The sequence below is a fragment of the Alloyangia pacifica genome, from assembly GCF_900116195.1.
GTDB classification, from domain to species: domain Bacteria; phylum Pseudomonadota; class Alphaproteobacteria; order Rhodobacterales; family Rhodobacteraceae; genus Salipiger; species Salipiger pacificus.
Genome location: NZ_FOZW01000003.1, coordinates 55,083 through 79,573, shown reverse-complemented (window position 1 = coordinate 79,573; position 24,491 = coordinate 55,083). Strand labels below are relative to the sequence as shown.

Genomic DNA, 24,491 nt, shown 5'->3' with positions numbered 1-24,491 from the left:
CGGCCGGTCCCGCGGGACCACCGCCGGCATTTTTCTCCCCCGCCACAGACGCCAAGCCCGAGGCCATTCCCGGAATATGAGCTGGAAACTCTTCAACCTGCTGCTCGAGGCCTCGCTGATGACGATCTTCGTCAGCACCGTCTCGATCCTGATCGGCCTCGTTCTGGCGATCCTGCTGTCGGCGGCGAACCTGTCGGGCATCCGCCCGCTGCAATGGTTCGCGAAATTCTTCATCTCCTTCTTCCGCGGCACGCCGCTGCTGGTGCAGCTCCTGCTGCTCTACAACCTGCTGCCGGTGATCGGCGTGCAGATCCCCTCGCTGGTGACCGCGATCATCGGCCTTTCGATCTGCACCGCCGCCTACCAGGCGGAGAACCTGCGCGGTGGCTTCGAAGGGGTGCCCACGGGCCTTGTGGAAAGCGCCGACATGGCGGGCTTCACCCCGGTGCAGACCTTCTTCCACATCCGCGTGCCGATCGCCCTGCGGCTGACCCTGCCGGCGCTGATCAACGAAGCGATCCTGATCCTCAAGGCCTCGTCGCTCGTCTCGGTCGTCGGCCTGATCGAGCTGACGCGCATGGCGCAGAACCTCGTCGCCTCGACCTTCATGCCGCTGGAAATCTACGCCAGCGCCGGGCTCATCTACCTGGTGATCAACCTCGTGGTGGCCACCGCGGGCCGCCAGCTTGAACGCCGCCTGCCCGGCGTGGGAGGCAAGTGATGGGCTTCGATTTCAACGTCATCCTGTCGAAGCAGGACGCGCTCGTCTCCGGCATCGCCATGACGGTCTTCGTCTGGGTGGTAGGCACGCTCGCCGCGGCGCTGATCGGCTTCATCGTCGCCACCGCGCGGCGCTATGGCGGCGTCATCGTCGACAAGGCGCTGACCGTACCGATCGAGGTGATCCGCGGCACGCCCTTCCTCGTGCAGCTCTTCCTGCTCTACTTCGGCGGTCCCTACATCGGCCTGTCGCTGGATGCGCTGCCGGCGGGTCTGCTGGCACTGAGCATCTACGGCGCGGCCTATTTCGCCGAGATCTTCCGGGCGGGCTACCAGTCGGTGCCGCCGGGCCATGTCGAGGCGGCGGAATGCCTCGGCTTTACGCGCATCCAGATCATCCGCAACATCCTGCTGCCCGAGATGGCGCTGCTGGTGATCCCGCCCTCGGTCAACATGGCGATCATCCTGCTGAAGGAAACGGCGCTGCTTTCGCTCATCACGGTCCCCGAGATGACGATGACCGCCAGCGCCATCGGCTCGCAGGAATATGCCTTCGTCGAGGCCATGGTGCTCATCGCGCTCGTTTACTGGGTGCTGGTCGAATTGGCGGGCGTGCTGGGGCGCTTTGCTGAAAAGAAACTCTCAAGATACAGGCTGGCCAAGGCATGAGCGACAACGCGATCTCCGTTCAGCATCTGGTGAAACGTTTCGGCGAGACGACGGTTCTCGACGACATCTCGCTGGAAATCCCGCGCGGGCAGGTGTCCTGCCTGATCGGCCCCTCGGGCTCGGGCAAGTCGACGCTGTTGCGCTGCATGGCCTTCCTCGAAGAGGCCACCGACGGCTCGATCTTCATCGAGGGCGCGCCGCTCGGTTTCGTCTACGACGGCGCCGGCAAGCGCCAGCGCCAGAGCGCGACCGACCTGCGCAAGGTCCGCTCGCAGATCGGCATGGTGTTCCAGCAGTTCAACCTGTGGCCCCACATGACCGCGCTCGGCAACGTTTCTGCGGCGCTGCGCCGGGTGCGCAGGATGAGCAAGGCCGAGGCCGAGGAAAAGGCAATGGTGCAGCTGCGCAAGGTCGGGCTGGAGAACCGCGCCGGGCACTATCCGAGCCAGCTTTCGGGCGGCCAGCAGCAGCGCGTGGCGATTGCCCGCTCGTTGGCGCTGGAGCCGAAGATCATGCTCTTCGACGAGCCGACCTCGGCGCTCGATCCGGAGTTGACCGGCGAGGTGCTGAACGTGATGCGCGGGCTCGCCTCCGAGGGGATGACCATGGTCGTGGTGACCCACGAGATCGGCTTTGCCGCCACCGTTGGCAACCAGATCAGCTTCCTTGATCAAGGCAAGCTGCTGTTCACCGATGCGCCGTCCAAGGTCTTTGCCAAGCCGCGTCACCCGCGCCTCGAGCAGTTCCTCGACACCTATCTCGACCGCGGCGCCTCGACGCTGGTCTGACGGAGGGCGGCATGAGCAAGGAGACCGCCCCCAGAGCGTCGCTGCACGATCGCATCCGCAGCGACCTCGAGGGCAAGATCCTCTCCGGCGCCTGGCCGCCCGGACACCGCATCCCGACCGAGCAGGAGCTGCGGACGGAATACGGTTGTTCGCGGATGACCGTGAACAAGGTGATGACCCAGCTCGCCAATGCCGGGCTGGTGCTGCGGCGGCGCAAGACCGGCTCCATCGTGATGCCGCAGCAGAGCCAGAACGCGGTTCTGGAGATCAAGGACATCAAGGACGAGGTGACCGCGCAGGGTGGCACCTACCGCCACGAGGTGGTTGAGAGGGTGCTGCGCAAGGCCGCGCCCGGCGAGGCCGGGGAGCTGGGAATCGAGGTGGGCAGCGAGGTGCTGGCGCTTACCTGCCTTCACTATGCCGACGAGGCGCCTTTCTGCCTCGAGGACCGGGTGATCAACCTCGAGGTCGCGCCCGCGGCACGCGGCGAGAGCTTTGCCGAGCTGGCGCCGGGGGTCTGGCTGCTGCGCCACATCCCGTGGAGCGAAGCCGAGCATACCATTGCCGCGGTCGGCGCCTCGGCGCGCGTGGCGAGGCTGCTCGATCTCACGGCAGGCACGCCGTGCCTGGTGATGGAGCGTCGCACCTGGCGGCAGGGCGAGACAGTGACCGAGGTGCGGCTGACCTATCCGGGCGCGGCCAACCGGCTGAGCGCGCGGTTCACGCCGTCGTTGACCTGAGCTTCAGCGCGGTCGGGCGCCGTCAAGGAACAGGGTGATCGCACGGTCGCGCCGTATCGCGCGCAGCTCCGGCGACGAGCAGAAGCGCTCCGGGTCCAGAAGCTTGTGGATGCCGTTGCCGAGGCACATGTCCATCAGCATCTCGGCGGCGGAGTCGCAATCCGCGGGATCAAGCGCCAGTTCCCCCTTTTCCACCGCCTCGGAGAGCTCGCGGGCAATGTGGTTGCGCAGGGCAAGCGCGCCGCTCTCGAGGATGCTGCAGGCGAGCTTCGGGTAAGTGGGCGCCGAGGTGATCACCGCGCGCAACAGCTCCAGCGGGGCCTCGTTCAGCGTCGGTTCCTCGTTCAGCGTCAGAAGGTGGCGCAGCCGCTCCTCGAGCGGCGCGTCTAGGTTCTCGGTGTCGCGGCTGCGGAAAATCCGCTGCCCGATACGGGCGAAACAGGCCCCGAGCAGCGCCTCGCGGCTGTCGAACATTGTGTAGATCGTGCGTTTCGACATGTGCACCTGCCGGGCGATGGCAGCGACCGAAGCCTCCTCAAGCCCGCGCTCGGCGATCATCTGCGTCGCGGTGGACAGGACCAGTTCTTCCCGCGTCTTGTGATCCATTTGCACCGGTCGCCCGCGGCGGCGGGGCGGGGTCTGGGCGTCGTCGGACTGGGCAGAATCGGTCATTGGTGTCCTTGGGTCACAGGGCGGTATCTAAATCGTAACGCTGGTACATCTCGGCGCTTTACAAAACCATTGCGTTTCCTTATCGCGATTCAGGACTTTTGTGCAAGATGCACCTTATTGCTGTTTCCGGAGCCCTCCCATGCCGATCCGACCCGCCTCCGCACTGCTGCGGCCATTCGCCCTGATCGCGGCACTGACCGTCGCCACAGCTGCGGCTGCGCAGCAGGGGGGCGAGCAACCGCCGCAGCCCGTGACTGTCGTGACGCTGCAATCCGCAGACGTAACGCTGACCGCCAAGCTGCCGGGCCGGGTGCAGGCGTCGGGCGTGGCGGAGGTGCGGCCGCAGGTGAGCGGCATCATCAACGAGCGGCTTTTCGAAGAGGGCACCACGGTGAACCGTGGCGATCCGCTCTACCGCATCGACCCGGCCACCTACGAGGCGGCCAAGGCCTCGGCGGAAGCCGGTCTCGCTCAGGCACAGGCGCAGCTCGCCTCGGCGGAACGCGAACTGACCCGCCAGCAGGAACTGCGCGAGCGTTCGGTGAGCAGCCAGCAGTCTCTGGACGACGCTCTGGCGGCGCGTGACGTGGCCGAAGCAGCGGTGAAAGTGGCCGAGGCGCAGCTGCTGTCCTCGGACATCGACCTCGAGCGGACCACCATCCGTGCGCCGCTGTCGGGCGTCGTGGGCCTGTCGGACGCGACGCAGGGCGCGCTGGTCACCTCCGGCCAGGCCACCGCGCTGACCACGATCCGCGCCATCGACACGGTGAACGTCGACGTGACGCAATCCGCCGCCGAGATGCTGCGCTGGCGCCGCAGCGGCCAGGCCGCCGCGCGTGAGAGCGAGGCGGAAGTGAGCCTGCGCCTCGCCGACGGCGAGCTCTACGAGCACACGGGCCGTCTTGCCGCCGCCGAGCCGCATGTGAACGAGCAGACCGGCGTGGTCGTGCTGCGTCTCGAATTCCCCAACGAAGACCACCTGCTGCTGCCCGGCATGTACGTGCAGGTCGAGCTGCCGCAGGGTTCGGTCTACGGCGCCATCCTGGTGCCGCAGGAAGGCGTCAGCCGCGACCGCCGCGGCCGTCCGATGGCCATGGTTGTCAACGCCGAGAACGTCGTCGAGACCCGCCAGCTGACCATCGAGAGCGACCAGGGCAACCAGTGGGTGGTGAGCGAAGGGCTCCAGGCCGGGGACCGCGTGGTCGTGGCCGGCCTGCAGAAGATCGCCGAGGGTCAGACCGTTGCGCCGGAGGAACGCGCGGCTGCCGGAACCGAAGAAACCGCCGCGGCCACCGAGTGAGCCCGACGCAAGGAACCTGACAATGGCACGCTTTTTCATCGACCGTCCGGTCTTTGCCTGGGTGATTTCGATCCTCATCATGGGGATCGGGGTGCTCTCGATCCTCAACCTTCCCATCGCGCAATACCCAGAGATCGCACCGCCCTCGGTGCGGATCAGCGCGCAGTACCCCGGCGCCTCGGCCGAGACGGTGGCCAATACGGTCACCCAGATCGTCGAGCAGCAGATGACCGGGCTCGACGGCATGCGCTATATGTCGTCGTCGTCGACCTCGGCGGGCACCGCCTCGATCACCCTGACCTTCGAGTCCGGCACCGATCCGGACGTGGCGCAGGTCCAGGTGCAGAACAAGCTGTCACAGGCGACGGCGCTGCTGCCCGAGACGGTGCAGCGCCAGGGCGTCACCGTGGAAAAGGCCTCCTCGTCCTTCATGATGGTGATCGGCCTGATCTCGGATGACGGCCGCATGGACCAGGCCGACCTCTCGGACTACCTGAACTCGAACCTCGTGGACGAGTTCAGCCGGATCGAGGGCGTCGGCGGGGCACAGGTCTTCGGCGCGCAATATGCGATGCGGATCTGGCTCGACCCGTCCAAGCTCTCTGCCTTCGAGATGACCCCCTCGGACGTGGTCAGCGCGGTCTCGGCACAGAACGCGCAGATCTCGGCCGGTGCCTTCGGCACGCTGCCCGCCCCCGAGGGTCAGCAGCTCAACGCCACGATCACCGCGCAGTCGTTGCTCAGCACCCCCGAGGATTTCCGCAACATCGTGCTGCGCTCGGAAACCGATGGCGGTCTCGTGCTGCTCAAAGACGTGGCGCGGGTCGAGGTCGGGGCCGAGAACTACTCGACCATCGCGCGCTACAACGGCAAGCCCTCCTCGGGCATGGCGCTGCAGCTCGCCTCGGGCGCAAACGCGCTCGACACCGCCGAGCGGGTGAAGGAACGCATCGCCGAAGTCGCCGAATTCTTCCCCGAGGGCGTGAGCTACGTCATCCCCTATGACACCACCCCGTTCATCGAGATCTCGATCCACGAGGTGCAGAAGACGCTGATGGAAGCCATCGTGCTGGTGTTCCTGGTGATGTTCCTGTTCCTGCAGAACATCCGCGCGACGATCATCCCGACGCTGGCGGTGCCCGTGGTCATCCTCGGCACCTTCGCGATCCTCGCCATGGCGGGCTTCACCATCAACACGCTGACCATGCTCGCCATGGTGCTGGCCATCGGCCTACTCGTCGACGACGCCATCGTGGTCGTGGAGAACGTCGAGCGGATCATGGAAGAAGAGGGCCTCGGCCCCCGCGAAGCAACCCGCAAGTCCATGGGCCAGATCACCGGGGCGCTCGTCGGCATCGCGCTGGTGCTGTCGGCGGTGTTCGTGCCCATGGCCTTCTTTGGGGGCTCGACCGGGATCATCTACCGGCAGTTCTCGATCACCATCGTCTCGGCCATGGGCCTGTCGGTGCTGGTCGCGCTGACCCTGACACCGGCACTCTGTGCCACCATCCTCAAGTCCAAGGACGCGCATCACACGAGCCGTGGTCCGCTGGGCTGGTTCAACAAGGGGTTCGACAAGCTGACCGGCGGCTACGCCGGCACCGTGGGCCACATCATCAAGCGCCCGCTGCGCATGCTGGTGGTCTACGGCGCGCTCGGCTACGCCATGGTGTTCCTGTTCAACAGCACGCCGACCGGTTTCCTGCCGGATGAGGACCAGGGCATCCTGATGACCCTCATCCAGGCGCCGACCGGGGCCACCGCCGAGCGCACGCTCGACGTGGTCGAGCAGGTGCAGGACCACTTCGCAACGGAAACCGAGGCAGTGGATTCCATGTTCGGCGTCGTCGGCTTCTCCTTTGCCGGGCAGGGTCAGAACATGGGTCTCGCCTTCGTGCGGATGAAGGACTGGGAGGAACGCCCGTCGCCCGCGCAGAGCGTGCAGGCGGTGGCGGGACGCGCCTTCCCGGCCTTCATGGGCATCCGCGACGCCATGGTCTTCCCGATCGTGCCGCCGGCGGTGATCGAGCTGGGCAACGTCTCGGGCTTCGACTTCTACCTGCAGGCGCAGGGCGGGCAGACGCATGAGCAACTGCTCAACGCGCGCAACCAGCTCTTGGGCATGGCCTCGCAGAGCCCGCTGATCGCCTCGATCCGGCCCTCGGGACTGGAGGATGCGGCGCAGTTCAAGCTCGACATCGACTGGCGTGCCGCCGGCGCAATGGGCGTGACCCCGACCAACGTCGGCAACACGCTGTCCATCGCCTGGGCTGGTCAGTACGTGAACGACTTCAACGACAACGGCCGGATCAAGCGGGTTTACGTGCAGGGCGAGCCGGACAGCCGTGCGACGCCGTCGGACCTCGAGAAGTGGCGCGTGCGCAACGCCTCGGGCGACCTGGTGCCCTTTGCCAACTTCACCAAGGAGAGCTGGACCTACGGTCCGCAGGGCCTGAACCGCTACAACGGGATTCCGTCGATGCAGATCCAGGGCTCGCCGGTGCCGGGCGTGACCACCGGCGAGGCCATGGCCGAGATCGAGAAGCTCGCCTCGCAACTTCCGCCGGGCTACCAGATCGCCTGGACCGGCCTGTCGCTGGAAGAGCGCGATTCCGGCGGCTCTGCGGGCCTGCTCTACGGCCTGTCGCTGGCGGCGATCTTCCTCTGCCTCGCGGCGCTCTACGAGAGCTGGACGATCCCCTTCTCGGTGATGCTGGCGATGCCGATCGGCGTGCTGGGCACCATGGGCGCGGCCTATTTCTTCGGCTTCGAGAACGGCGTCTTCTTCCAGGTCGGCCTGCTGACCGTGATCGGTCTGACGGGCAAGAACGCGATCCTGATCGTGGAATTTGCCCGGGAACGCTACGAGGAGAATGGCGAGCCGCTGCTGGTCGCGGTGAAGGAGGCGGCGCGTCAGCGCTTCCGTCCCATCATCATGACCTCGCTGGCCTTCTCGCTGGGGGTGGTGCCGCTGGTGCTGTCCTCGGGCGCGGGCGCCGGCGGCCGTCAGGCGGTGGGCTCGGCGGTGCTCGGCGGGACGATCACCGGCACCGTGCTGGGCGTGCTCTTCGTGCCGCTGTTCTTCGTCGTGGTGATGAAGGTCTTCGGCCGCAAGAAGGAGCGCGAGCTGGCCGCCAAGAGAGCGGAAATGGCCAGCTGATCACGGCAAAGCTGAGAGTTGAGAGAGCGGGCCTACGGGTCCGCTCTTTTTCTTTGGGGAGGCGCGGGATCTGCGAGAGGTGAGCCGGGCGCGCGCTGGCCCGTGGAATGGCGCGGCCTTGTGCGAGGGCTTCGCTTCATGCCCGCCGGAGGAGAGCAGCCGAAAGGGTCGGAACCCGGAGACAAAGTGCCTGCCCGCCGGGACGCCGCCGCCCATCGGGCTTGCACCGATGGCGCCACTTGGAACGCACACCCAACCGGCACCTTCGCCTTAAGTCCGGCGGCGAGAGCGGGACCGCCACTGGACGCTTTACCTTCCGTCTCCGCGCCGCGAAGCTGCGCCCGTCTCAACCCGGAGCCCGTCGACATGACCCATCATCACCTCGCCGCCACCCCGCAGACCGTCCACTGGGGGCGGTTCTGGTCAGAGCTGCCGCCGGTGATGACCGTGGCGTCCGGTGACCGCGTGACCATCCAGACCTTCTCGGGGCGCGAAGAGCTGTTGCCGGCCGAGGGCTCGGGCATGACCGTCGCCCCGGAACTGCGAGAGATCCTCGCCGCCGGTCTTCCGCGCGTCGCCCATCTGCTGACCGGCCCGGTGGCGATCGAGGGGGCGATGCCGGGGGATGTGCTGAAGGTCGAGATCGAGCGCGTCGAGCTTGGCGCCGACTGGGGCTTCAACCTCGTGCGCCCGGCGTCCGGTACCTTGCCCGGCGAGTTCCCCGTGTCGCAGCAAGCCGTCTCGCTGATCCCCATCGACCGTGACGCAAAAACCTGTCGCCTGCCCTGGGGCGCGACGCTGCCGCTCGCGCCGTTCTTCGGGGTGATGGGCGTTGCCCCGGCCCCGGAGTGGGGCGAGATCACCTCGATCCAGCCACGGCTGCACGGGGGCAACATGGATCTCAAATTGCTGACCGAGGGGGCGACGCTCTACCTGCCGGTGCAGACCGAGGGGGCGCTGTTCTCCTGCGGTGACGGGCATGGCTGCCAGGGTGACGGCGAGGTCTGCATCACCGCGCTGGAGACGGCGCTGACCGGGACCTTCCGGTTCGACCTGCTGAAGGCGGGCACGACGGGAATCGATCACCCGCGGGCAGAGACCGAGGCGGAACTGATCTCCATGGGCTTTCACGCCAGCCTCGACACGGCGCTGCAGATCGCCCTGCGCCAGATGATCGCGATGATCCGCGAGCGGGTCGGGATCAGCGAGACCGAGGCCTACCAGCTCTGCTCGCTGGCGGCGGATTTCGCCATCACCCAGTCGGTGAATCAGGAGAAGGGCGTGCACGGGCGCCTGCGCAAGTCGATCCTCGAGACGGGCAACCTCGCGCCCCGGGCCCGAACGCTGACCTAAACTCCGGCCTAAACTCCGGCGTCGCGGAAGAGCTGGGTCATGCGCATCAACCGCCGCGCGAGGTTTTCGGCCACGGTTCGGTGCAGCAGCGCAGCCGCCGCGCGTCCCTGGTCGCCGTGCGGGATGCGCTCCGGGTCGATCCGCAGGACCGTGCTGTCGGCATCGGCGAGCACGGCGGCGGTGCGCGGCACCTCGGCGTAGTAGGCGATCTCGCCGACCAGCGCCCCGGGTAGCAGCCGGGCAACGACGCGGGCCCGCCCGTCGGAACCGTCGATCTCGGCTCGCAGCTGACCACTCAGCAGCTGATAGACCTCGGTCGAACAACTGCCCGCCGGGATCAGGCAGGCACCTCGTGGCACGGGCAAAACCTCGGTGAAGCGGGTGACGTCGAGATCGGGGAACTGCGCGCGCATGCTGTCCAGCAGGCTATCAGAGGCGTGCTCTGCCGAGCCCCCGAGAAGCCGGGTTTCGAGCGTCAGCAGCGCGTCGTCGAGCGTGTCGTGAAGCTCCGCGCCGGGCAAGGGCCCCAGGGCCTCGAAGAGGCGGTGGCCGGCCTCAGGCAGGGCGCAGAGCAGGAGCTCGGCGCGGTGCAGCGCGCTGGCCTCGGCGATGCGGGCGATGGCAAAGGCCGCCGAACTGTCGACGCCGGTGACCCGGGCAAAGTCCAGCACGATGCGCTTCGGCGGGGTGTCACCGTCGAACTCGGCCCTGATCTGGTCCAGCAGGCGGTTCGCGGTGCCGAAGAAGAGAAAGCCTTCGAGCTCGTAGATCGCGGTGTCGCGTCCGGCATCCGCCAGCGCGGCCTGCGCTTCGCGCCCGCGCTCGACCGAGGAGCGGCGGGCCGCGCCGGTGGTGCGCAGCCGCACCACCTCGACCCCGGCGTAAGAGACGGTGAACAGCAGCACCGCCGCCAGAAGCCCGACGCAGAGCGCTGGGAGAAAGCCCACCGTCGCGGCGGTCAGCAGGATCGCGAGGATCACTGCCACGTCCGCCTTCGGCAGCCGCCTGCGCCGCAGCCAGAGCCAGTCGTAGAGCAGGTCGATGCCGAGGAAGGCCACCACGGATGCTGCGAGCCCGACCGGGAAGGCCGAGAGCACCGAGGCGCCGAACACCAGGGTGAGCGCTGCGGCGAGCGCGATACAGACCGGGGTCTTGCGCCCCTCGAGGCCCATCTTGCTGGCCAGCAGGGTCTCTCCGATCAGATGGTAGCCCGGGAGCCCGCCGGTCATCCCGGTGGCGGCATTTGCAAGGCCTGTCGCCTTTAGCTCGCGTTGCAGATCAAGCTCGCGCGACAGCGCCATCTCGATGCCGCTGGCGTTGATCAGCACGCCGAGTACCGCCATGCCGGCGATGGCGATCACGGTCGGTGTCTGCATCAGGATCAGTTCCCAGCGCGCCTGCAGCGGCAGCGTCGGGGACACGCCCTCGAGAAAGCCCGATCCGGTGAAGGGGCCGAGTAGCAGCCCGAGGCGCTCGGCGGCGGCGAGATCTAGGCCCAGCAACCAAAGCACGGCGTAGAACCCCGCCGCCCCGAGCACCAGCAGCGCGGGCAGCACATAGTCCGACCGCGATGTGCGGACCGCGGCCACGGTGCAGATGCTGAACAGCAGCCACGGTCCCCAGTGCAGCGCGGCGCGCGGCTGCAGCAGCGGCGCCAGGTGCCAGACCGAGACCTGCTGTTTCACCAGCATCGACAGGGCCCCCAGCAGCAACAGCAGCCCAGTGGCGCAGAGAAAGCCCCCGATGACCGGGTAGGGCAGGTAGCGTGCCAGGGCTCCGAGCCGGAAGTGCCCGGCCAGGTAGAGCGCCGCGCCGGCGGCAAGCGAGGAGAGCGCGGTCAGCGTCGCGACAGTGGCAAAAGCGGCCTCGCCGGTGCCGAGCACGCCGGCGATCCCGCCCGCGGCACCGGCCAGCAGCACGGCCGGCACGTCCTGTGGTTGCGCGATCGCGCCCCGGAACGAGCCGAGCGTGCTGACGATGACCGGCATGGCGATGGCCCCGAGCAGCGCGAGCCCGATGCCCTTGCCCAGCTGGTCCGAAAGCGGGCCGGTATAGACCAGCGCCGCGAAGGAGATCACGAAGGACACCGAGAGTACGGCGAGCACGACAAGTGCAACGCAGACGCTCAGGCCATGAGACAGGCGGGTGCGGGCCGACGGTGGCCCCTTGGCAATCACTTTGGTCAAATGGGCGCTCTCCTCCCCGGGCGCTTCGGGGAGTTTTGCCTCCAAACCTCCACGGTGCAAGAATTTTTCCCGCTATGCGGGTGCGCGCGGGGCAGGCGTGCTCGCCTGCGGTTCGCCCGAACGGCCACAGGGCGGTGCGGCACCGGTCTGACATTGCCCAAAGAACTGGCGCTTTTTGCCCCGCGCCCGCGGGGCAAGGTGGTGGCCGCTTGCGCAAGCGGTTTCCCGGCGCAAGCCGCGGAAATTGAAACTTGCCGTAGCGTCAGCATTTGCCGAGAATTGCCAGACTTGAGCACAATGGATTGGAGGGCACGGATGAAGGCGTTTCCGGACGACGCGTTTCTGGCGGGCAACACCGTGCTGGGGCAATACCTAGAGGCGCTGGTTGCCGAGCTCTCCGCCAACGACGCGGGCGACGTGGCGACCTACATCCCGCAACTCGGCCTCGCCGACCCGTCGGATTTCGGTATCGCGGTCGCGACAGCCGACGGTCGGCTCTACAAGGCCGGCACCTGGGATCGCGAGGTGACGATCCAGTCGGTCTCGAAACCCTTCATGTATGGGCAGGCACTCACCGAGCTCGGTCGCGAGCGGGTGCTCAGGAGCGTCGGGGTCGAACCCACCGGCGAACGGTTCAACTCCATCCTGCTCGACGAGGCGCACAACCGCGCCTTCAACCCGATGGTCAACTCGGGCGCCATCGTCACCGCCTCGCTACTCACCCGCGAGAGCACCGGGCAGGGCACCGAGGAGATGCGTGCGCTTTTCTCGCGGCTCGCCGGGCGGCAGCTAGAGATCGACGAAGCGGTGTTCCGCTCCGAGCATGAGACCGGCCACCGCAACCGCGCCATCGCCTGGCTGATGCTGAATTCGGGGATGATCGAACCCGACCCGGACCGGGTGCTCGATCTCTACTTCCGGCAATGCTCGGTGCTGGTGAACTGCGCCGATCTTGCGGCCATGGCCTGTACGCTGGCGACATTGGGCCGCCAGCCGATGACCGGTGTGCAGGTCTTTGCCCCCGAGGTCACCCGCGACGTGCTGTCGGTGATGACCACCTGCGGCATGTACGACTACGCCGGGCAATGGCTCTACGACGTCGGCCTGCCAGCCAAGAGCGGCGTGTCGGGGATGATCATGGCGGTGGTGCCGGGGCAGGTGGGGCTGGCGGTCTACTCGCCGAAGCTCGACCCGGTGGGCAACTCGGTGCGGGGCATCGAGGTCTGCCGCAGCTTCGCGAGGGACTTCGGGCTGCACACCTGCACCAGCGTGCTCGACCCGGGATCGGCGATCCGGCGGGTCTACGGCGCGCGCGAGGTCCGCTCGCTGCGCCAGCGCACCGGAGCCGAACGCGAGGTTCTGGCCGCCGGCGGCGAGGCCTTTGCGGCCATTGAACTGACCGGACCGCTCTACTTCGCCACCGCCGAGCGGGTGGCCAGCGAGGCCAGCCGCTGCGCCCGGACCGCGGGCACCGTGGTGCTGGATTTCCGGCGGGTCGAGAGCATCGATCGCGCCGCGCTCGACATTCTGTCGCGCATTCCCGGCCTGGTCGGTGGCAAGGGCAGCCGGATCCTTTTGACCGAATTGCCCGACCGCCTTGGCCCGGCGCTGCCCCAGGCGCTGGTCGCGCAGGGCGCGGCAGATGCGCTGAGCTATACGACCACCGAGGCGGCGCTGGAGGACTTCGAGGACGGCGTGCTGGGTACGGCGCGGGTGACCGGCGCGGGGGATGCGATGCGGCTCGAGCAGGCCGAACTGTTCCAGGGGCTCGCGCCCGAGGACATCGCGCTGCTGCAGAATGCCGCCGCGACCTTTTCCTACCAGCCAGGCGCTCGGATCATCACCCAGGGCGAGGCGGCGCTGGCCTTCTATGTGGTGGCGCGCGGGGTCGTCAGCATCACCATTCCCGTCGGCGAGACTGCTCGCAGGATCAGCGCGGTCGGTCCCGGGCAGGCCTTCGGCGAGCTGGCGATGCTCGATGGCGGCCTGCGCTCGGCCAATGCGGTAGCGAGCGGGCCGGTGGTCTGCCACGCCTTCGCCATCGACCAGATCCGGGAGATCGCCGACAGGCGCCCGCAGGCCTATGCGGTCATCCTCGCCAATCTCGCACGCAGCCTTTCGGACCGGCTGCGTGCCGCGAACGAGCAGATCGGGACCTTCGAATGAGACGAGGCTTTCAGGGGGCGCTGCGGCGCGCAGCATGCGGGATCGGGGTGCTGGCGACGGCAATGCTCGTGGCCCTGCCTCTGCCCGCTCCGGCGCAGGAGCTGGACGGCCTGGTGGAGACCGGCAACCGGCTCGCGGCGCTCTTGCGCGCCGGGCGCGCGGTGGTCTCGGCCAACCAGGAGCGGATCAACGATCCGGGTGCCGGCGACAAGGGGCTCTCCCCCGACGTCTTCATGGACCAGGTGGCGCTGCGCTATGAGGAGGTCAACGGTCTGGCGCCTCTCGCCGGCGACCTCAGCCCGCTGCAACGCCGCCTGACGGAGGCGCAGCTGCAGGCGATGCGCGAGGTCGTCGCCGAGTCCCAGCCGCTGATCAACATGGAGGGCATGGGGTTCAAGGGCTTCATCCCGGCGGTCTTTGCGCGGCTGGTGAACGAGCGCTTCGGCGCTGCGGTGGGCGATCTGGCACGGGTCAAGGTCACCGCCCCGCCAGAGCTGGTGCGCAATCGCACCGCCCGGCCCGACGACTGGGAAGCGCAGGTGATCGAGACGCGCTTCGCCGCGGCTGAGCACGAGACCGGGTCCGCCTGGTACGAGGTGGTGCCGGGCGCGGATGGCGCCGAGGAGTTCCGCATGCTGATCCCCGAGTATTACTCGGCGTCCTGCCTGAGCTGCCACGGCACGCCCGAGGGCGAGGTGGACATCACCGGCTTTCCCAAGGAAGGCGGCGCGGAGGGCGATCTCGGCGGCGCGATCTCGATCACCCTGCACGAGACCAGATGACTGGCGCCGCCGCGGGCCCGGGCAGGCGGATCAGCCGGATCGGCTTTCGCATCGGCGGGCTGTCGGCGGTGCTGCTGGGTGTGCTGGTGCTCTCCACGGTGATCATGGCGGTGGAATTCTCGGCCAACCAGGGCCGCATCGCCGAGGCCACCGAGCGGTTCCGCCGCCTGCAGGTCGCGGCGGCGGCGCAGCGCGAGTTCGGCGCGGTGCGCTACTGGCTCGCAGACCTCGCGGTCAGCCAGCTGACGCTGTCGGAGCGCAATGCCGGCGCGGCGCGTGACCGGCTGACCGAGCGGCTGGCCGAGCTGCGCGGCTTTGCGCCCGAAGCGGCGGCGACCATCGAGGGCGCGCTGGACGGTATCTGGAACAGCGCCATCGCCGCGGTCGACTCTTATGCCGACGGCAACCGGGTGGTCGGAAACACCCTGCTTTCGCAGGCGCGGGTGCAGAGCGACGGCGCCAGCGGGGCGCTGGCCGCACTGGTCGAGACCCTGTCGCGCCAGTCGGAGGAGGCGAACCGCACGGCGGCCACCGCGGCGCAGGCGGCGCGGCTGCGGGCAATCGTCATCTGCGCGCTGATCGTTGTGGCCGGGGCGCTGCTGACCGCCCTCGTGCTGCGCTCCATCCTGCGCCCGCTGACCCGTATCGACCGGGCGATGGTCGACCTGCAGGAAGGCCGCGCGCCGGGCGACCTGCCGCCCGAGGGCGCGGATGAGTTCGGGCGGCTCGCGACCACGCTGAGAGCGCTGCACGAGGCGCAGCAGGCGCGCGCCGAGCTCGAAGAGATCAACGCCAGCCAGCGCCGCACCGTGCTCACCGCGGTGGAGACGATTCCCGACGGCTTCGCGCTCTTCGATGCCGCGGACCGTCTGGTGCTGCGCAACCGTCGGTTCCTCGAGATTTTCGCCTTTGCCCGGGATCTGCCGGAGAGTGCCAGCTACGCCGAGCTGCTCGACGCCGAGCTGGCCTCGGGCACCCTCGACGTCGCGCCGGAGGAGGTCGACACCTGGCGCGCCGAGTGCCTTGCCCGCCATGCCAGCCCGGCCGGCTCGCGGGTCGAAATGGCCTACGACGGCCGATGGCTGCTGGTGTCGAAGCGCAAGACGCCGGACGGCGGCACGGTGGCGGTCTATTCCGATATCTCCGAGCTGCGCGCCCGGCAGGTCGAGCTCGAAGACGCCCGCGCCGAGGCAGAGCAGGCAAACGAGGCCAAGAGCCGTTTCCTCGCCTCGATGAGCCACGAGCTGCGCACGCCGCTCAATGCGATCATCGGCTATTCCGAGATGCTGATCGAGGACGCCGAGGACGCGGGCGAGACCGGGTCGGTGCCCGACCTGCAGCGCATCGAAAGCTCGGGGCGGCATCTTCTGGCATTGATCAACGATGTGCTCGACCTGTCGAAGATCGAGGCCGGTAAGATGGAGCTGTTCCTCGAGGAGGTGGAGATCACCCCGCTGATCGAGGACGTGCGGCTGACCGTGGCACCATTGTTGGCAATCAATGCCAACAGGCTGAGCGTCGCAGTGCCCCCGGGCATAGGCACGATGCGGACCGACCGCACCAAGCTGCGGCAGAACCTGTTCAACCTGCTCTCCAACGCCAGCAAGTTCACCAGCAAGGGTCGGGTCGAGCTGGAAGTGCGCCGGGACGGCGGGGAGGTGGTCTTCGAGGTGCGCGACGAGGGGATCGGCATGAGCGAGGCGCAGCTGTCGCGCCTGTTCCGCCCCTTCGTGCAGGCGGACAGCTCCACCTCGGGCAAATACGGGGGCACCGGTCTCGGCCTGTCCATCGTCAAGAGCTACTGCGAGATGCTGGGCGGCAGCATCGGCGCGACCTCTGCGCCGGGGGCAGGCGCGTGCTTTACCATGCGCCTGCCCGCAGGCGGCGCGGCAGATGCGGGACAGGGGGGCGCGGCGACGATCCTGATCATCGACGATGACGCTGCGGCGCTGGACAGCCTCGGCGCGACGGTACGCGGGGCGGGCTACCGGGTGCTGACCGCTTCGGACGCGGTCGCGGGTCTGGCGCTGGCGCGCGCGCGGCGCCCCGATGCGGTGCTGCTCGACATCATCATGCCGGAGACCGACGGCTGGTCGGTGCTGCGCGAGATGAAGGAAGACCCGCTGCTCTGCGAGACGCCGGTGATCATGGTCTCGATCCTGTCGGATCGCGAGATGGGGCTGGCCTTCGGCGCGGTGGAGCTGCTCCGCAAGCCGGTGGAGCCCGAGCTGCTGCTGGCGGCGCTGCGCGCGCTCACCGGCGATCAGGCGCGCGAGGTGCTGCTGGTCGACGACGATCCCGCGACACGCGGCCTGTTTCGCCGTATCCTCGCGCGCGAGGGTTGGGCGGTGCGCGAAGCCGCCGATGGCGCGCGGGCGCTGACGCTGATCGCCGAGCGGATGCCGGGGCTGATGGTGCTCGACCTGATGATGCCCAACCTCGACGGGTTCCAGACCCTGCGGCGGTTGCGCGAGACCGAGGCGGGGCGGGCGTTGCCGGTGATCGTGGTCACCTCGAAGGACCTGACGCGGCGCGAATTCGATTGGCTCAAGGCCAACGCCCGCGACGTGGTGAGGAAAGGCGGAGACGGGCGCTCGGGGCTGCTGGCGGCGATCGCCCGGCAGGTGGGCGCGGGAGACGGGACGGTCGGACCACCGGGGGAGGAGCGCGCATGACGACGATCCTGATCGTCGAGGACAACGACATGAACCTCGACATGCTGAGCCGGCGGCTGCAGCGCAAGGGCTACGAGATCCTCGCCGCGCGCGACGGGCAGGCGGGGGTGGACATGGCGCGCGACGCGCGCCCGGACATCGTGCTGATGGACATGAGCCTGCCGGTGCTCGACGGCTGGGCCGCGACGCGGGCGCTCCGGGCCGACGCCGCGACAGCCGCGATCCCGGTGATTGCGCTCACCGCCCACGCGATGGAGGCCGACCGGGTGAAGGCGATGGAGGCGGGGTGCGATGCCTTCGGCACCAAGCCCATCGACCTGCCGGACCTGCTGGCTAAGATCGAGGCTCTGCTGGCAAGCTGATGCAGGATACGCCGGAAGATATTCGCGAGCGGGCCCTGGCCACCCGGGTGATCCAGCGCCTGGCGGGGCCGGCGGAGGCCATCGCCGGGATACAGGAGATCGTGCTGGAGGAGATCCGCGGCCTCGGCCTGGCTGAGGCCGCCGCGGACGCGGAGCGCGTGGCCATGGCGGCGCGGCAGCTGCTGGCGCTGATCGGGAGCGCTGCGCAGGGCGGGGTCGTCCCGTCCGACCGGCAGCGGCTGCGCCACGACCTGCGCACACCGATCAACGCCATCATCGGCTATTCCGAGCTGGTCGCCGAGGACTTCGAGGCGGCGCTGCCGGAGGCGCTGCTCGGCGACATCCGCAGCGTGGTGGGGGAATGCGCGCTGCTTCTGGCGCAGATCGACCGGGTCCTCGGGCCGGACGCGGAGGCGGGCAGCCTCGCAGGCTCGGCGCTCGACGGGCTGGTCGCCGCCTCGGTTGCGCGGAGCCTGGCGGCGGGCAGCGGCGTGCCTCAGGGAGAGGCGGGCCGGGTGCTGGTGATCGACGATACGGCCGAGAACCTCGACCTGATGCGCCGTCAGCTCGGCCGCCACGGCCACGAGGTGACCACCGCCGGCTCGGCCTCCGAAGGTCTCGTGGTGCTGGCCCGGGCTGAGATTGACGTGATCCTCGTGGACGTACTGATGCCCGACATGAACGGCATCGAGCTGCTGGCGCGGATCAAGCAGAACCCGCGCTGGCGGCACATCCCGATCATTGTCGTCTCGGGGCTGAAGGACATGCGCGCGGTCACCCGCTGTATTGCCGCCGGGGCCGAGGACTACCTGCAGCGCCCGGTGGACCCGGTGCTGCTGCACGCGCGGGTCGGCTCCTGTCTCGAGAAGCACCGCTGGCACCAGCGCGAGCTGCGCTACCTCGCGGAGATAGAATACGAACGTGACCGCGCCGATGCTATGCTGCACGCGGTGCTGCCGGCGCCGGTGATCGCGCGCCTGCGGGCGGGGGAAACGCAGATCGCCGACCGGGTGCCAGCCACGACGATTGTGTTTGCCGATATCGTCGGTTTCACCCCTTGGACGGCGCGGCTCGACCCGGGCGAGCTGCTGCAGCGGCTGACCGAGATCTTCCTCGCCTTCGACGATCTCGCGGCGCAACACGGGGTCGAGAAGATCAAGACCATCGGCGATGCCTACATGGCGGCGAGCGGCGTTCCCCTGCCGGCCGAAGACCACGCCGAGCGTGCCTTGGGTTTCGCCCGGGCCATCGTCGGAGACATCGCCCGCCGTACGGCGGGCGAGATGACCATCCGCGTCGGCCTGCACAGCGGGCCGGTGATCGCCGGGCTGATCGGGCGCAGCCGGTTCGTCTACGACGTCTGGGGCGAGACTGTGAACCTTGCCAGCCGCATCGAGGCGGCGGGGACGCCGGGGCGCATCCACCTGTCCGAGGCGACGCGGGCGCTGCTGCGCGATGCCGGCGGGTTCGAAGCGCGGACCAGCGAGCTGCGCGGAGTCGGAGCGGTCCGCACCTTTCTCGCCGACTGAGCAAGGCTTTTCCGAATTCGGGAGGTTCTCCCCAAGTTACCAGCCGCCGAACCGGGGCCAGACCTGGCGCGGGCCACCGCCTGCAGGCAGCAGGTGGTATTGGCCATGCTGCGCGGCGGTGGCGCAGGCGTGGTTGGGCAGGATGCGCAGCTGCGTGCCGAGCGGCAGGTCGGGCAGCATGGCCGTGCTGCCGGGGCGCAGCGAGACGATGCCGTGCTCCTGGTTGGCACCCGAGACGATGAGGTCGGGGATCACCTGCCCCGCTGCATCGCAGACCAGCCCGTAGCCCTGATCCACCGACTGCGCGGCAGTGCCGCGGTCGCGCGACAGGGCCATCCAGCCTGCGTCGACCATCACCCAGCCTTTGGCCTGCTGGTGGCCGATCACCGTGGTCAGCACGCTGAGCGCGATGTCGTCCACCTCGCAGACGCCGATCCCTGCCATCACGAGGTCGAAGAACATGTAGACCCCGGCGCGCAGCTCGGTGACGCCCGAGAGGTCGCGGGCGGCATGAGCGGTGGGGGTCGAGCCGACACTGACCACCGGGCAGGGCAGACCCGCGCCGCGCAGCGCCTCGGCGGCGCGCACGGTGGCGCTGCGTTCCATCTCGGCGAACTCGGCATGGGCCTCGCGCCCGCGGGCGCCGTAACTTTCGCCGGCGTGGGTGATCACCCCGCGCAGCAGTCCCGCGCCGTGCAGGATCCGTCCGACTTCGACCAGCGCCGGAGCATCGGGCGCGAGCCCGCCGCGGTGGCCGTCGCTGTCGATCTCGATGAGCGCGGGCACGCCTGCCCTGGCCGCCGCCTCCGCCTGCGCGGCACTGTCGAGGATCACCGTCAGGTCGCAGCCTTGTGCCCGCAGGGCCTGGACGCGCGGCAGCTTCTGCGGGGCGATGCCGACGGCGTAGAGGATGTCGCCATGCCCGGCGGCATGGAAGACCTCGGCTTCCGCCAGTGTCGAGACGGTGATCGGTCCGCCGAGGCGGCGCGCGATTTCGGTGGATTTCGCCGTCTTGAGGTGCGGGCGCAGGGTGACGCCGAGCGCGTCGGCCTGCGCCGCCAGCCGGTCGATGTTCCGGCTCATCCGTGCCTCGTCGAGGAGCAGGGCGGGGGTGCCGATGTCGGTGAGGTCGGGGGCGTGGGACATGTCGGGGCGATCCTTCGTCTGTCGATGCGCCGGGCATAGCAGCTTGCCCGCGCGCATCCCATTCCCCGACAAGAAAAACCGCCCCGCTTGGGGGCGATCCGAGCTGCGCGGTCGAAGGAACCTGATCACGGGCCGGCCCCGGGGAGAGCCGGCCCGCGACGGACCCGCTACATGCCGTAGACGAGGTCCACCAGCGAGAGAGACACAGCCGGCACGTAGGTGACGAGCAGCAGCACCAGCACCAGCACGCCCACGAAGGGCAGGTTGGTGACCGAGGTCCGCCACACGTCGGTGCGGGCGATTGAACAGGAGGTGATCAATACGCTCGCGACCGGCGGGGTCTGCTGGCCAAGCGCGATATTCAGCGTCAGCAGAATACCGAACTGGATGGGGTTGATGCCAAGCTCATGCACCAGCGGCATGAAGATCGGCACCGTCAGGATGATCGCCGCCGCACCATGCAGCACCATGCCCACGAAGAGCAGGAAGAGGTTGATGATCATCAGCACGGCGAAGGGGTTGGTGGTGATCTCGGTGATGCCCGCGGCGAGCCGCTGCGGCATCTCGGTCTCGGTGAGGTAGAGGCCCAGCACCGCCGAGGCGGCGACCATCAGCATCACCACCGAGGTCTGCAGCACTCCGTCCACCAGCGCTTGATAGAGGTGGCGCAGGTCGATCTCGCGGTAGATGAAGACGCCGATGAAGAGGGCGGCCACCACTGCCAGCGCCGCGCCCTCGGTCGCCGTGACCACGCCGCCGAAGATTCCGCCGAGGATCACTACCGGCAGGATCAGCGCCCAGGAGGCGTCCTTGGCGGTCTCGCCGAGACGGCGCAGCGAGAAGGCCTCGTCGCGCGGCAGGTCGTAGCGCCGGGCCATGTAATAGCAGAGCGCCATCAGCAGCCCGCCGCCCAGCACGCCGGGCACGATGCCCGCGACGAAGAGCTTGACCACCGAGGTGTCGGACATGGCGCCGTAGAGGATCATCGGGATCGACGGCGGGATGATGATCGCCAGCGAGGCCGACGAAGAGGTGATCGCCGCGGCCATGCGCGGGGTGTAGCCCTTGTTCTTCATCGCCGGGATCAGCACCGAGCCGGTGGCGGCCACGTCGGCCACGGCGGAGCCGGAGATTTCTGCGAAGAACATCGACACGCCGACGTTGACCATCGCCAGACCGCCGCGCACGAAGCCGATAAGCGCCGAGACGAAGGCAATGAGCCGTGTCGAGATGCCGCCGGTGTTCATCAGCGCGCCGGCAAGGATGAAGAGCGGGATGGCGATGAGCGGGAAGCTGGTGGCGCCGTCGTAGAGCGACAGCGCGGCGTTGAGAAAGCCGAGCTCGCCGTTGAGCAGGAAGACCCCGAGCAGCGCCGAGCCAAGGATCGAGAAGGCGATGGGCATGCCGACCGCGATCAGCACGAACATGAACAAAAGGATGCCGGCTTCGATCATTGGGTGACCTCCTTGGGTGCCGCGGGGCTGCGCTGGCTCTTGCCGCGGGCTTCGGCCAGCTCGGCCTCGGCGCGGGCGATCTCGTGCTCGATCTCGGCGGTGTCCGGATCGATGCCGTCGCGCACGGCCTGCAGGCGCTCGGGCAGGGTCAGCAGCCGTCCGAGGATCATCAGGCCGAAGCTGATCGGCAGGATGCCTTGCAGCACGGCACGCGGCACGAAGCGGACGGTGGTCATCACCTCGTCGCCGAAGATCTCGAGGATCGCCCAGCCGGCCCATGCGGTGATCGCGCAGATGGTCAGGAACAGCAGCTCGACGAGGCCGAAGAGCACGAAGCGCCCGGCCCCCGGCAGGCCGAACATCAACCCGTTGAAGCCCATGTGGGAGTTGCGCACCACGGCCAGCGCGGCCCCGGTGAAGGTGATCCAGGCGAGGAGCGCCGCGGCGACCTCGTCGTACCAGATCAGCGACTGGCCGCTGTAGCGGTAAGCGACGCCCAGGAGGACGACGCAGGCCAGCGCGACGATCATCGCGATTGTGGCGATCTGCAGGAACAGGTCGAGCCAGCGGGTGGGACGGGACAGCAAGGTTGCCTCCGGGAATTCTGCGAGGGGAGAGGCGGCGCGGGACAGCCGCGCCGCCGGTTCACCTGTGTGGCTCAGGAACCCGAGCCATTGGCCAGCGAGAGGGCCTGGTCGATCATCTCCTGACCGCCTTCGACCTCGGCCGCGAACTTCTCATAGATCGGCTTGGAGGCCTCGACGAAGGCATCCCGGTCGGTCTTGTTGACCGCGAGCCCGCCCTCTTCGAGCTTGCCCACCAGTTCGCCATCCTGTGCTTCGCCGGTGTCACGCGCCCAGAAGGCGACCTCCTTTGCGGTCTCCTCGATGATCTGCTGCACCTCGGGGTCGAGCTTCTCGAAAGCCTTCACGCCGACGGTCGGATAGGCCGGCGAGTAGACGTGGTTCGACAGCGACAGGTACTTCTGTACCTCGTTGAGCTTGCCGCCGTAGATGTTGGTCATCGGGTTTTCCTGCCCGTCGACCACGCCGGTCTGCAGCGCCACGAAGAGCTCGGAGAAGGGCATCGGCGTCGGGTTCGCGCCGTACTCTTGGAACATTGCCACGCGCCAGCTCGAGTTCGGCGTGCGGATCTTCAGGCCCTTGAGGTCGGCGGGCGTGGTCACCGGGTGCTTGGAGTTGGTGATCTGGCGGAAGCCGTTCTCCCAGATCGCCAGCGGCTTGTAGCCCTTGGCCTCGGCGGCGGGCTTCAGAACGCTGTCGAAGAGCGCCTCGTCGATCTTCGCCAGGTGTTGGCGGTCGGCCACGAGGAAGGGCAGGTCAAAGAGCGCGTACTCGGGCGCGATCTCGGGCATGGTCGAGCTGGGCAGGGTGATGTGCATCGTGCCCAGCTTGATCTTCTGCAGCATGTCCTTGTCCTTGCCCAGCTGCGAGCTGTCAAAGACCTTCACTACCGCCTTGTCGCCGAGTTTCTCGTTGGCGCGGCGGGCAAATTCCTCGGCGGTCTGGTCCTGCAGCGAGCCATCGGCGGCGCTGATACCGAAAATGATCTCGGTCTGCGCCAGCGCAGGCGCGGCCTGCAGCGTGACGGCGACGGCGCCGATCAGTGCGATATGCTTGAGTTCCAAGTGTGTCTCCTCCCTGAGTGCTTGGTCCTGTTGGTGGGGTGGGCTCAGCCGGCCAGAACCTCCGGTTCGGTGAGCGCCGCGATGGCCCCGGCCGCGTGCTGGCGGTCCTCCTCCGTGGCTGGCGGACGGGGCTGCAGCCCGGCCAGCTTGCGGCCGAGAGCGATGGCATTGAACGTGGCGCCGGTGTCGGCGCGGCCCTGGCCCGCGATGTCGAAGGCGGTGCCATGCGCCGGGGTCACGATCGGGAAGGGGTAGCCGGCGATCAGCGTCACCCCCCGGTCGAAGCCGATCAGCTTCATCGCGATCTGCCCCTGGTCGTGGTACATGGTCATCACCGCGTCGAACTCTCCCCCCTTGATGGCCCGCACGAAGACGGTATCCGAGGGCACGGGGCCGGTCACGTTAATCCCTTGGGATTTGGCGATTTCGATGGCGGGCGCGATCACCTCGTCATCCTCGTGGCCAAAGTTGCCGCCATCCCCGGCATGCGGGTTGAGCGCGGCCACGCCGATGCGCGGATTGGGGATGCCCGCAGCGGTCATCACGTCCGAGGTGAGTTGCAGGCTGTTGGCCACCCGCTCTGTGGTGATCGTGGCCGCGACCTTGCTCAGCGGGATGTGCGAGGTCACCCGGGCGTTCCACACCTCGTCGAGCACGTTGAATTCGCGGCCCGACTGCTCGGCCTCGATCACCGCGTCGACGAAACCGATTTCGTCGACGTAGCTCGACCGGGCGAGGCGCATCGAATGCTTGTTGAACGGGGTGAAGGCGCAGACACCCGCGATCCCGGCCTTGCCGAGCAGCAGCGCGGTGGCGAAGTTCTGCAGCGAGGCGCGGCCCCCGGCCTCCGAGGATTTGCCCGGCGGCACCGCGGCCGGATCGCAGTTGCCCAGATCGAGCAGAACCGATCCTGCGGGCAGGGGCTTTGCGAGATCCGCGGTGGAGATCACCGGCAGATCGACCTTCACCCCGGCGACCTGCGCGCCCTTTGCCAGCAGCCGTGCATCCCCGATGACGATCAGGTCGCCAAGGTTCGCCTGCGCGTCCGCCACGATCTTCGCGGCCAGTTCAGGCCCGATCCCGGCGGCATCCCCGATCGCCAATGCGACTCGCATATTCGATTCTCCTCCACATGTATTTT

Annotated in this window: 19 protein-coding genes; 12 read left to right on the top strand and 7 right to left on the bottom strand. The window is 68.4% G+C overall.

Features of this window, described 5'->3' with window-relative positions; genetic code table 11:
• Window positions 1-76 precede the first annotated feature (76 nt).
• Genes BM397_RS07690 through hutC form a run of 4 tightly spaced genes read left to right on the top strand, consistent with a single transcriptional unit; the run spans window position 77 to window position 2,917 of the window.
• Window positions 77-721 (top strand): amino acid ABC transporter permease, encoded by a 645-nt coding sequence (locus tag BM397_RS07690; protein ID WP_092422645.1) that lies wholly within the window; start codon window positions 77-79, stop codon window positions 719-721.
• Window positions 721-1,389 (top strand): amino acid ABC transporter permease, encoded by a 669-nt coding sequence (locus tag BM397_RS07685; RefSeq protein WP_092422642.1) that lies wholly within the window; start codon window positions 721-723, stop codon window positions 1,387-1,389. Before BM397_RS07690 ends, BM397_RS07685 begins: the two co-directional genes overlap by 1 nt.
• A complete protein-coding gene (locus BM397_RS07680) occupies window positions 1,386-2,177 on the top strand; it encodes an amino acid ABC transporter ATP-binding protein (protein WP_092422639.1) in 792 nt (263 codons plus the stop codon). The genes BM397_RS07685 and BM397_RS07680 overlap by 4 nt, the downstream gene beginning before the upstream one ends.
• 11 nt (window positions 2,178-2,188) lie before the next feature.
• Window positions 2,189-2,917, top strand: coding sequence for a histidine utilization transcriptional repressor HutC (hutC, locus tag BM397_RS07675; protein ID WP_092422636.1), 729 nt, complete (start codon window positions 2,189-2,191; stop codon window positions 2,915-2,917).
• A 3-nt stretch (window positions 2,918-2,920) separates the two neighbouring features.
• Here the strand turns inward: hutC and BM397_RS07670 are convergent, their stop codons facing one another.
• A complete protein-coding gene (locus BM397_RS07670) occupies window positions 2,921-3,589 on the bottom strand; it encodes a TetR/AcrR family transcriptional regulator (protein ID WP_092422633.1) in 669 nt (222 codons plus the stop codon).
• A 139-nt stretch (window positions 3,590-3,728) separates the two neighbouring features.
• Here BM397_RS07670 and BM397_RS07665 point away from each other — a divergent pair, with 139 nt between their 5' ends.
• The 3 genes from BM397_RS07665 to BM397_RS07655 all read left to right on the top strand — a co-directional run bounded on the left by BM397_RS07665 (window position 3,729) and on the right by BM397_RS07655 (window position 9,402).
• The gene (locus BM397_RS07665; protein WP_092422629.1) at window positions 3,729-4,889 is read left to right on the top strand and encodes an efflux RND transporter periplasmic adaptor subunit; all 1,161 of its coding nucleotides are present in this window, start codon (window positions 3,729-3,731) and stop codon (window positions 4,887-4,889) included.
• A gap of 22 nt (window positions 4,890-4,911) precedes the next feature.
• A complete protein-coding gene (locus tag BM397_RS07660; RefSeq protein WP_092422626.1) occupies window positions 4,912-8,049 on the top strand; it encodes an efflux RND transporter permease subunit in 3,138 nt (1,045 codons plus the stop codon).
• Window positions 8,050-8,415: 366 nt separating this feature from the next.
• Window positions 8,416-9,402, top strand: a complete 987-nt coding sequence (locus BM397_RS07655) for an acetamidase/formamidase family protein (protein ID WP_092422623.1) — start codon at window positions 8,416-8,418, stop codon at window positions 9,400-9,402.
• 8 nt (window positions 9,403-9,410) lie between these two features.
• On the opposite strand, the gene BM397_RS07650 is transcribed toward BM397_RS07655, so the two are convergent.
• Window positions 9,411-11,579: a SulP family inorganic anion transporter gene (locus BM397_RS07650; protein WP_245696033.1), complete on the bottom strand. Its 2,169-nt coding sequence runs from the start codon at window positions 11,577-11,579 to the stop codon at window positions 9,411-9,413.
• Between the two features lie 324 nt (window positions 11,580-11,903).
• On the opposite strand from BM397_RS07650, the gene glsA reads away from it, so the two are divergent.
• The 5 genes from glsA to BM397_RS07620 are packed head-to-tail and all read left to right on the top strand — an operon-like array spanning window position 11,904 to window position 19,102.
• Entirely contained in the window at window positions 11,904-13,754 is a 1,851-nt protein-coding gene (glsA, locus tag BM397_RS28945) for a glutaminase A (protein ID WP_176806543.1), read from the top strand.
• Window positions 13,751-14,536 (top strand): Tll0287-like domain-containing protein, encoded by a 786-nt coding sequence (locus tag BM397_RS07635; protein ID WP_218124856.1) that lies wholly within the window; start codon window positions 13,751-13,753, stop codon window positions 14,534-14,536. Before glsA ends, BM397_RS07635 begins: the two co-directional genes overlap by 4 nt.
• Window positions 14,533-17,211, top strand: coding sequence for a response regulator (locus tag BM397_RS07630; RefSeq protein WP_092422614.1), 2,679 nt, complete (start codon window positions 14,533-14,535; stop codon window positions 17,209-17,211). The genes BM397_RS07635 and BM397_RS07630 overlap by 4 nt, the downstream gene beginning before the upstream one ends.
• A complete protein-coding gene (locus BM397_RS07625; RefSeq protein WP_092422611.1) occupies window positions 17,208-17,573 on the top strand; it encodes a response regulator in 366 nt (121 codons plus the stop codon). The genes BM397_RS07630 and BM397_RS07625 overlap by 4 nt, the downstream gene beginning before the upstream one ends.
• Window positions 17,573-19,102, top strand: coding sequence for an adenylate/guanylate cyclase domain-containing protein (locus BM397_RS07620; RefSeq protein ID WP_092422608.1), 1,530 nt, complete (start codon window positions 17,573-17,575; stop codon window positions 19,100-19,102). The genes BM397_RS07625 and BM397_RS07620 overlap by 1 nt, the downstream gene beginning before the upstream one ends.
• Before the next feature lie 36 nt (window positions 19,103-19,138).
• Here BM397_RS07620 and BM397_RS07615 read toward each other — a convergent pair whose 3' ends face one another.
• The 5 genes from BM397_RS07615 to BM397_RS07595 all read right to left on the bottom strand — a co-directional run bounded on the left by BM397_RS07615 (window position 19,139) and on the right by BM397_RS07595 (window position 24,465).
• On the bottom strand, window positions 19,139-20,248 hold the full coding sequence (locus BM397_RS07615) for an alanine racemase (protein WP_092422605.1): 1,110 nt from the start codon (window positions 20,246-20,248) through the stop codon (window positions 19,139-19,141).
• A gap of 167 nt (window positions 20,249-20,415) precedes the next feature.
• Window positions 20,416-21,702, bottom strand: coding sequence for a TRAP transporter large permease (locus BM397_RS07610; protein ID WP_092422602.1), 1,287 nt, complete (start codon window positions 21,700-21,702; stop codon window positions 20,416-20,418).
• Window positions 21,699-22,289 (bottom strand): TRAP transporter small permease, encoded by a 591-nt coding sequence (locus BM397_RS07605; protein ID WP_218124855.1) that lies wholly within the window; start codon window positions 22,287-22,289, stop codon window positions 21,699-21,701. Before BM397_RS07605 ends, BM397_RS07610 begins: the two co-directional genes overlap by 4 nt.
• A gap of 71 nt (window positions 22,290-22,360) precedes the next feature.
• A complete protein-coding gene (locus tag BM397_RS07600; RefSeq protein WP_092422599.1) occupies window positions 22,361-23,350 on the bottom strand; it encodes a TRAP transporter substrate-binding protein in 990 nt (329 codons plus the stop codon).
• 44 nt (window positions 23,351-23,394) lie between these two features.
• Window positions 23,395-24,465, bottom strand: a complete 1,071-nt coding sequence (locus BM397_RS07595) for a 4-hydroxythreonine-4-phosphate dehydrogenase PdxA (protein ID WP_092422596.1) — start codon at window positions 24,463-24,465, stop codon at window positions 23,395-23,397.
• Window positions 24,466-24,491 lie beyond the last annotated feature (26 nt).

Bases quoted from the DNA above. Each gene is read 5' to 3' on its own strand.
- BM397_RS07620 (WP_092422608.1), top strand. From the start codon at position 17,573: ATGCAGGATACGCCGGAAGATATTCGCGAGCGGGCCCTGGCCACCCGG.
- BM397_RS07665 (WP_092422629.1), top strand. From the start codon at position 3,729: ATGCCGATCCGACCCGCCTCCGCACTGCTGCGGCCATTCGCCCTGATC.
- hutC (WP_092422636.1), top strand. From the start codon at position 2,189: ATGAGCAAGGAGACCGCCCCCAGAGCGTCGCTGCACGATCGCATCCGC.
- BM397_RS07680 (WP_092422639.1), top strand. From the start codon at position 1,386: ATGAGCGACAACGCGATCTCCGTTCAGCATCTGGTGAAACGTTTCGGC.
- BM397_RS07625 (WP_092422611.1), top strand. From the start codon at position 17,208: ATGACGACGATCCTGATCGTCGAGGACAACGACATGAACCTCGACATG.
- BM397_RS07635 (WP_218124856.1), top strand. From the start codon at position 13,751: ATGAGACGAGGCTTTCAGGGGGCGCTGCGGCGCGCAGCATGCGGGATC.
- BM397_RS07690 (WP_092422645.1), top strand. From the start codon at position 77: ATGAGCTGGAAACTCTTCAACCTGCTGCTCGAGGCCTCGCTGATGACG.
- BM397_RS07655 (WP_092422623.1), top strand. From the start codon at position 8,416: ATGACCCATCATCACCTCGCCGCCACCCCGCAGACCGTCCACTGGGGG.
- BM397_RS07660 (WP_092422626.1), top strand. From the start codon at position 4,912: ATGGCACGCTTTTTCATCGACCGTCCGGTCTTTGCCTGGGTGATTTCG.
- BM397_RS07595 (WP_092422596.1), bottom strand. From the start codon at position 24,465: ATGCGAGTCGCATTGGCGATCGGGGATGCCGCCGGGATCGGGCCTGAA.
- glsA (WP_176806543.1), top strand. From the start codon at position 11,904: ATGAAGGCGTTTCCGGACGACGCGTTTCTGGCGGGCAACACCGTGCTG.
- BM397_RS07685 (WP_092422642.1), top strand. From the start codon at position 721: ATGGGCTTCGATTTCAACGTCATCCTGTCGAAGCAGGACGCGCTCGTC.
- BM397_RS07670 (WP_092422633.1), bottom strand. From the start codon at position 3,589: ATGACCGATTCTGCCCAGTCCGACGACGCCCAGACCCCGCCCCGCCGC.
- BM397_RS07610 (WP_092422602.1), bottom strand. From the start codon at position 21,702: ATGATCGAAGCCGGCATCCTTTTGTTCATGTTCGTGCTGATCGCGGTC.
- BM397_RS07630 (WP_092422614.1), top strand. From the start codon at position 14,533: ATGACTGGCGCCGCCGCGGGCCCGGGCAGGCGGATCAGCCGGATCGGC.
- BM397_RS07615 (WP_092422605.1), bottom strand. From the start codon at position 20,248: ATGTCCCACGCCCCCGACCTCACCGACATCGGCACCCCCGCCCTGCTC.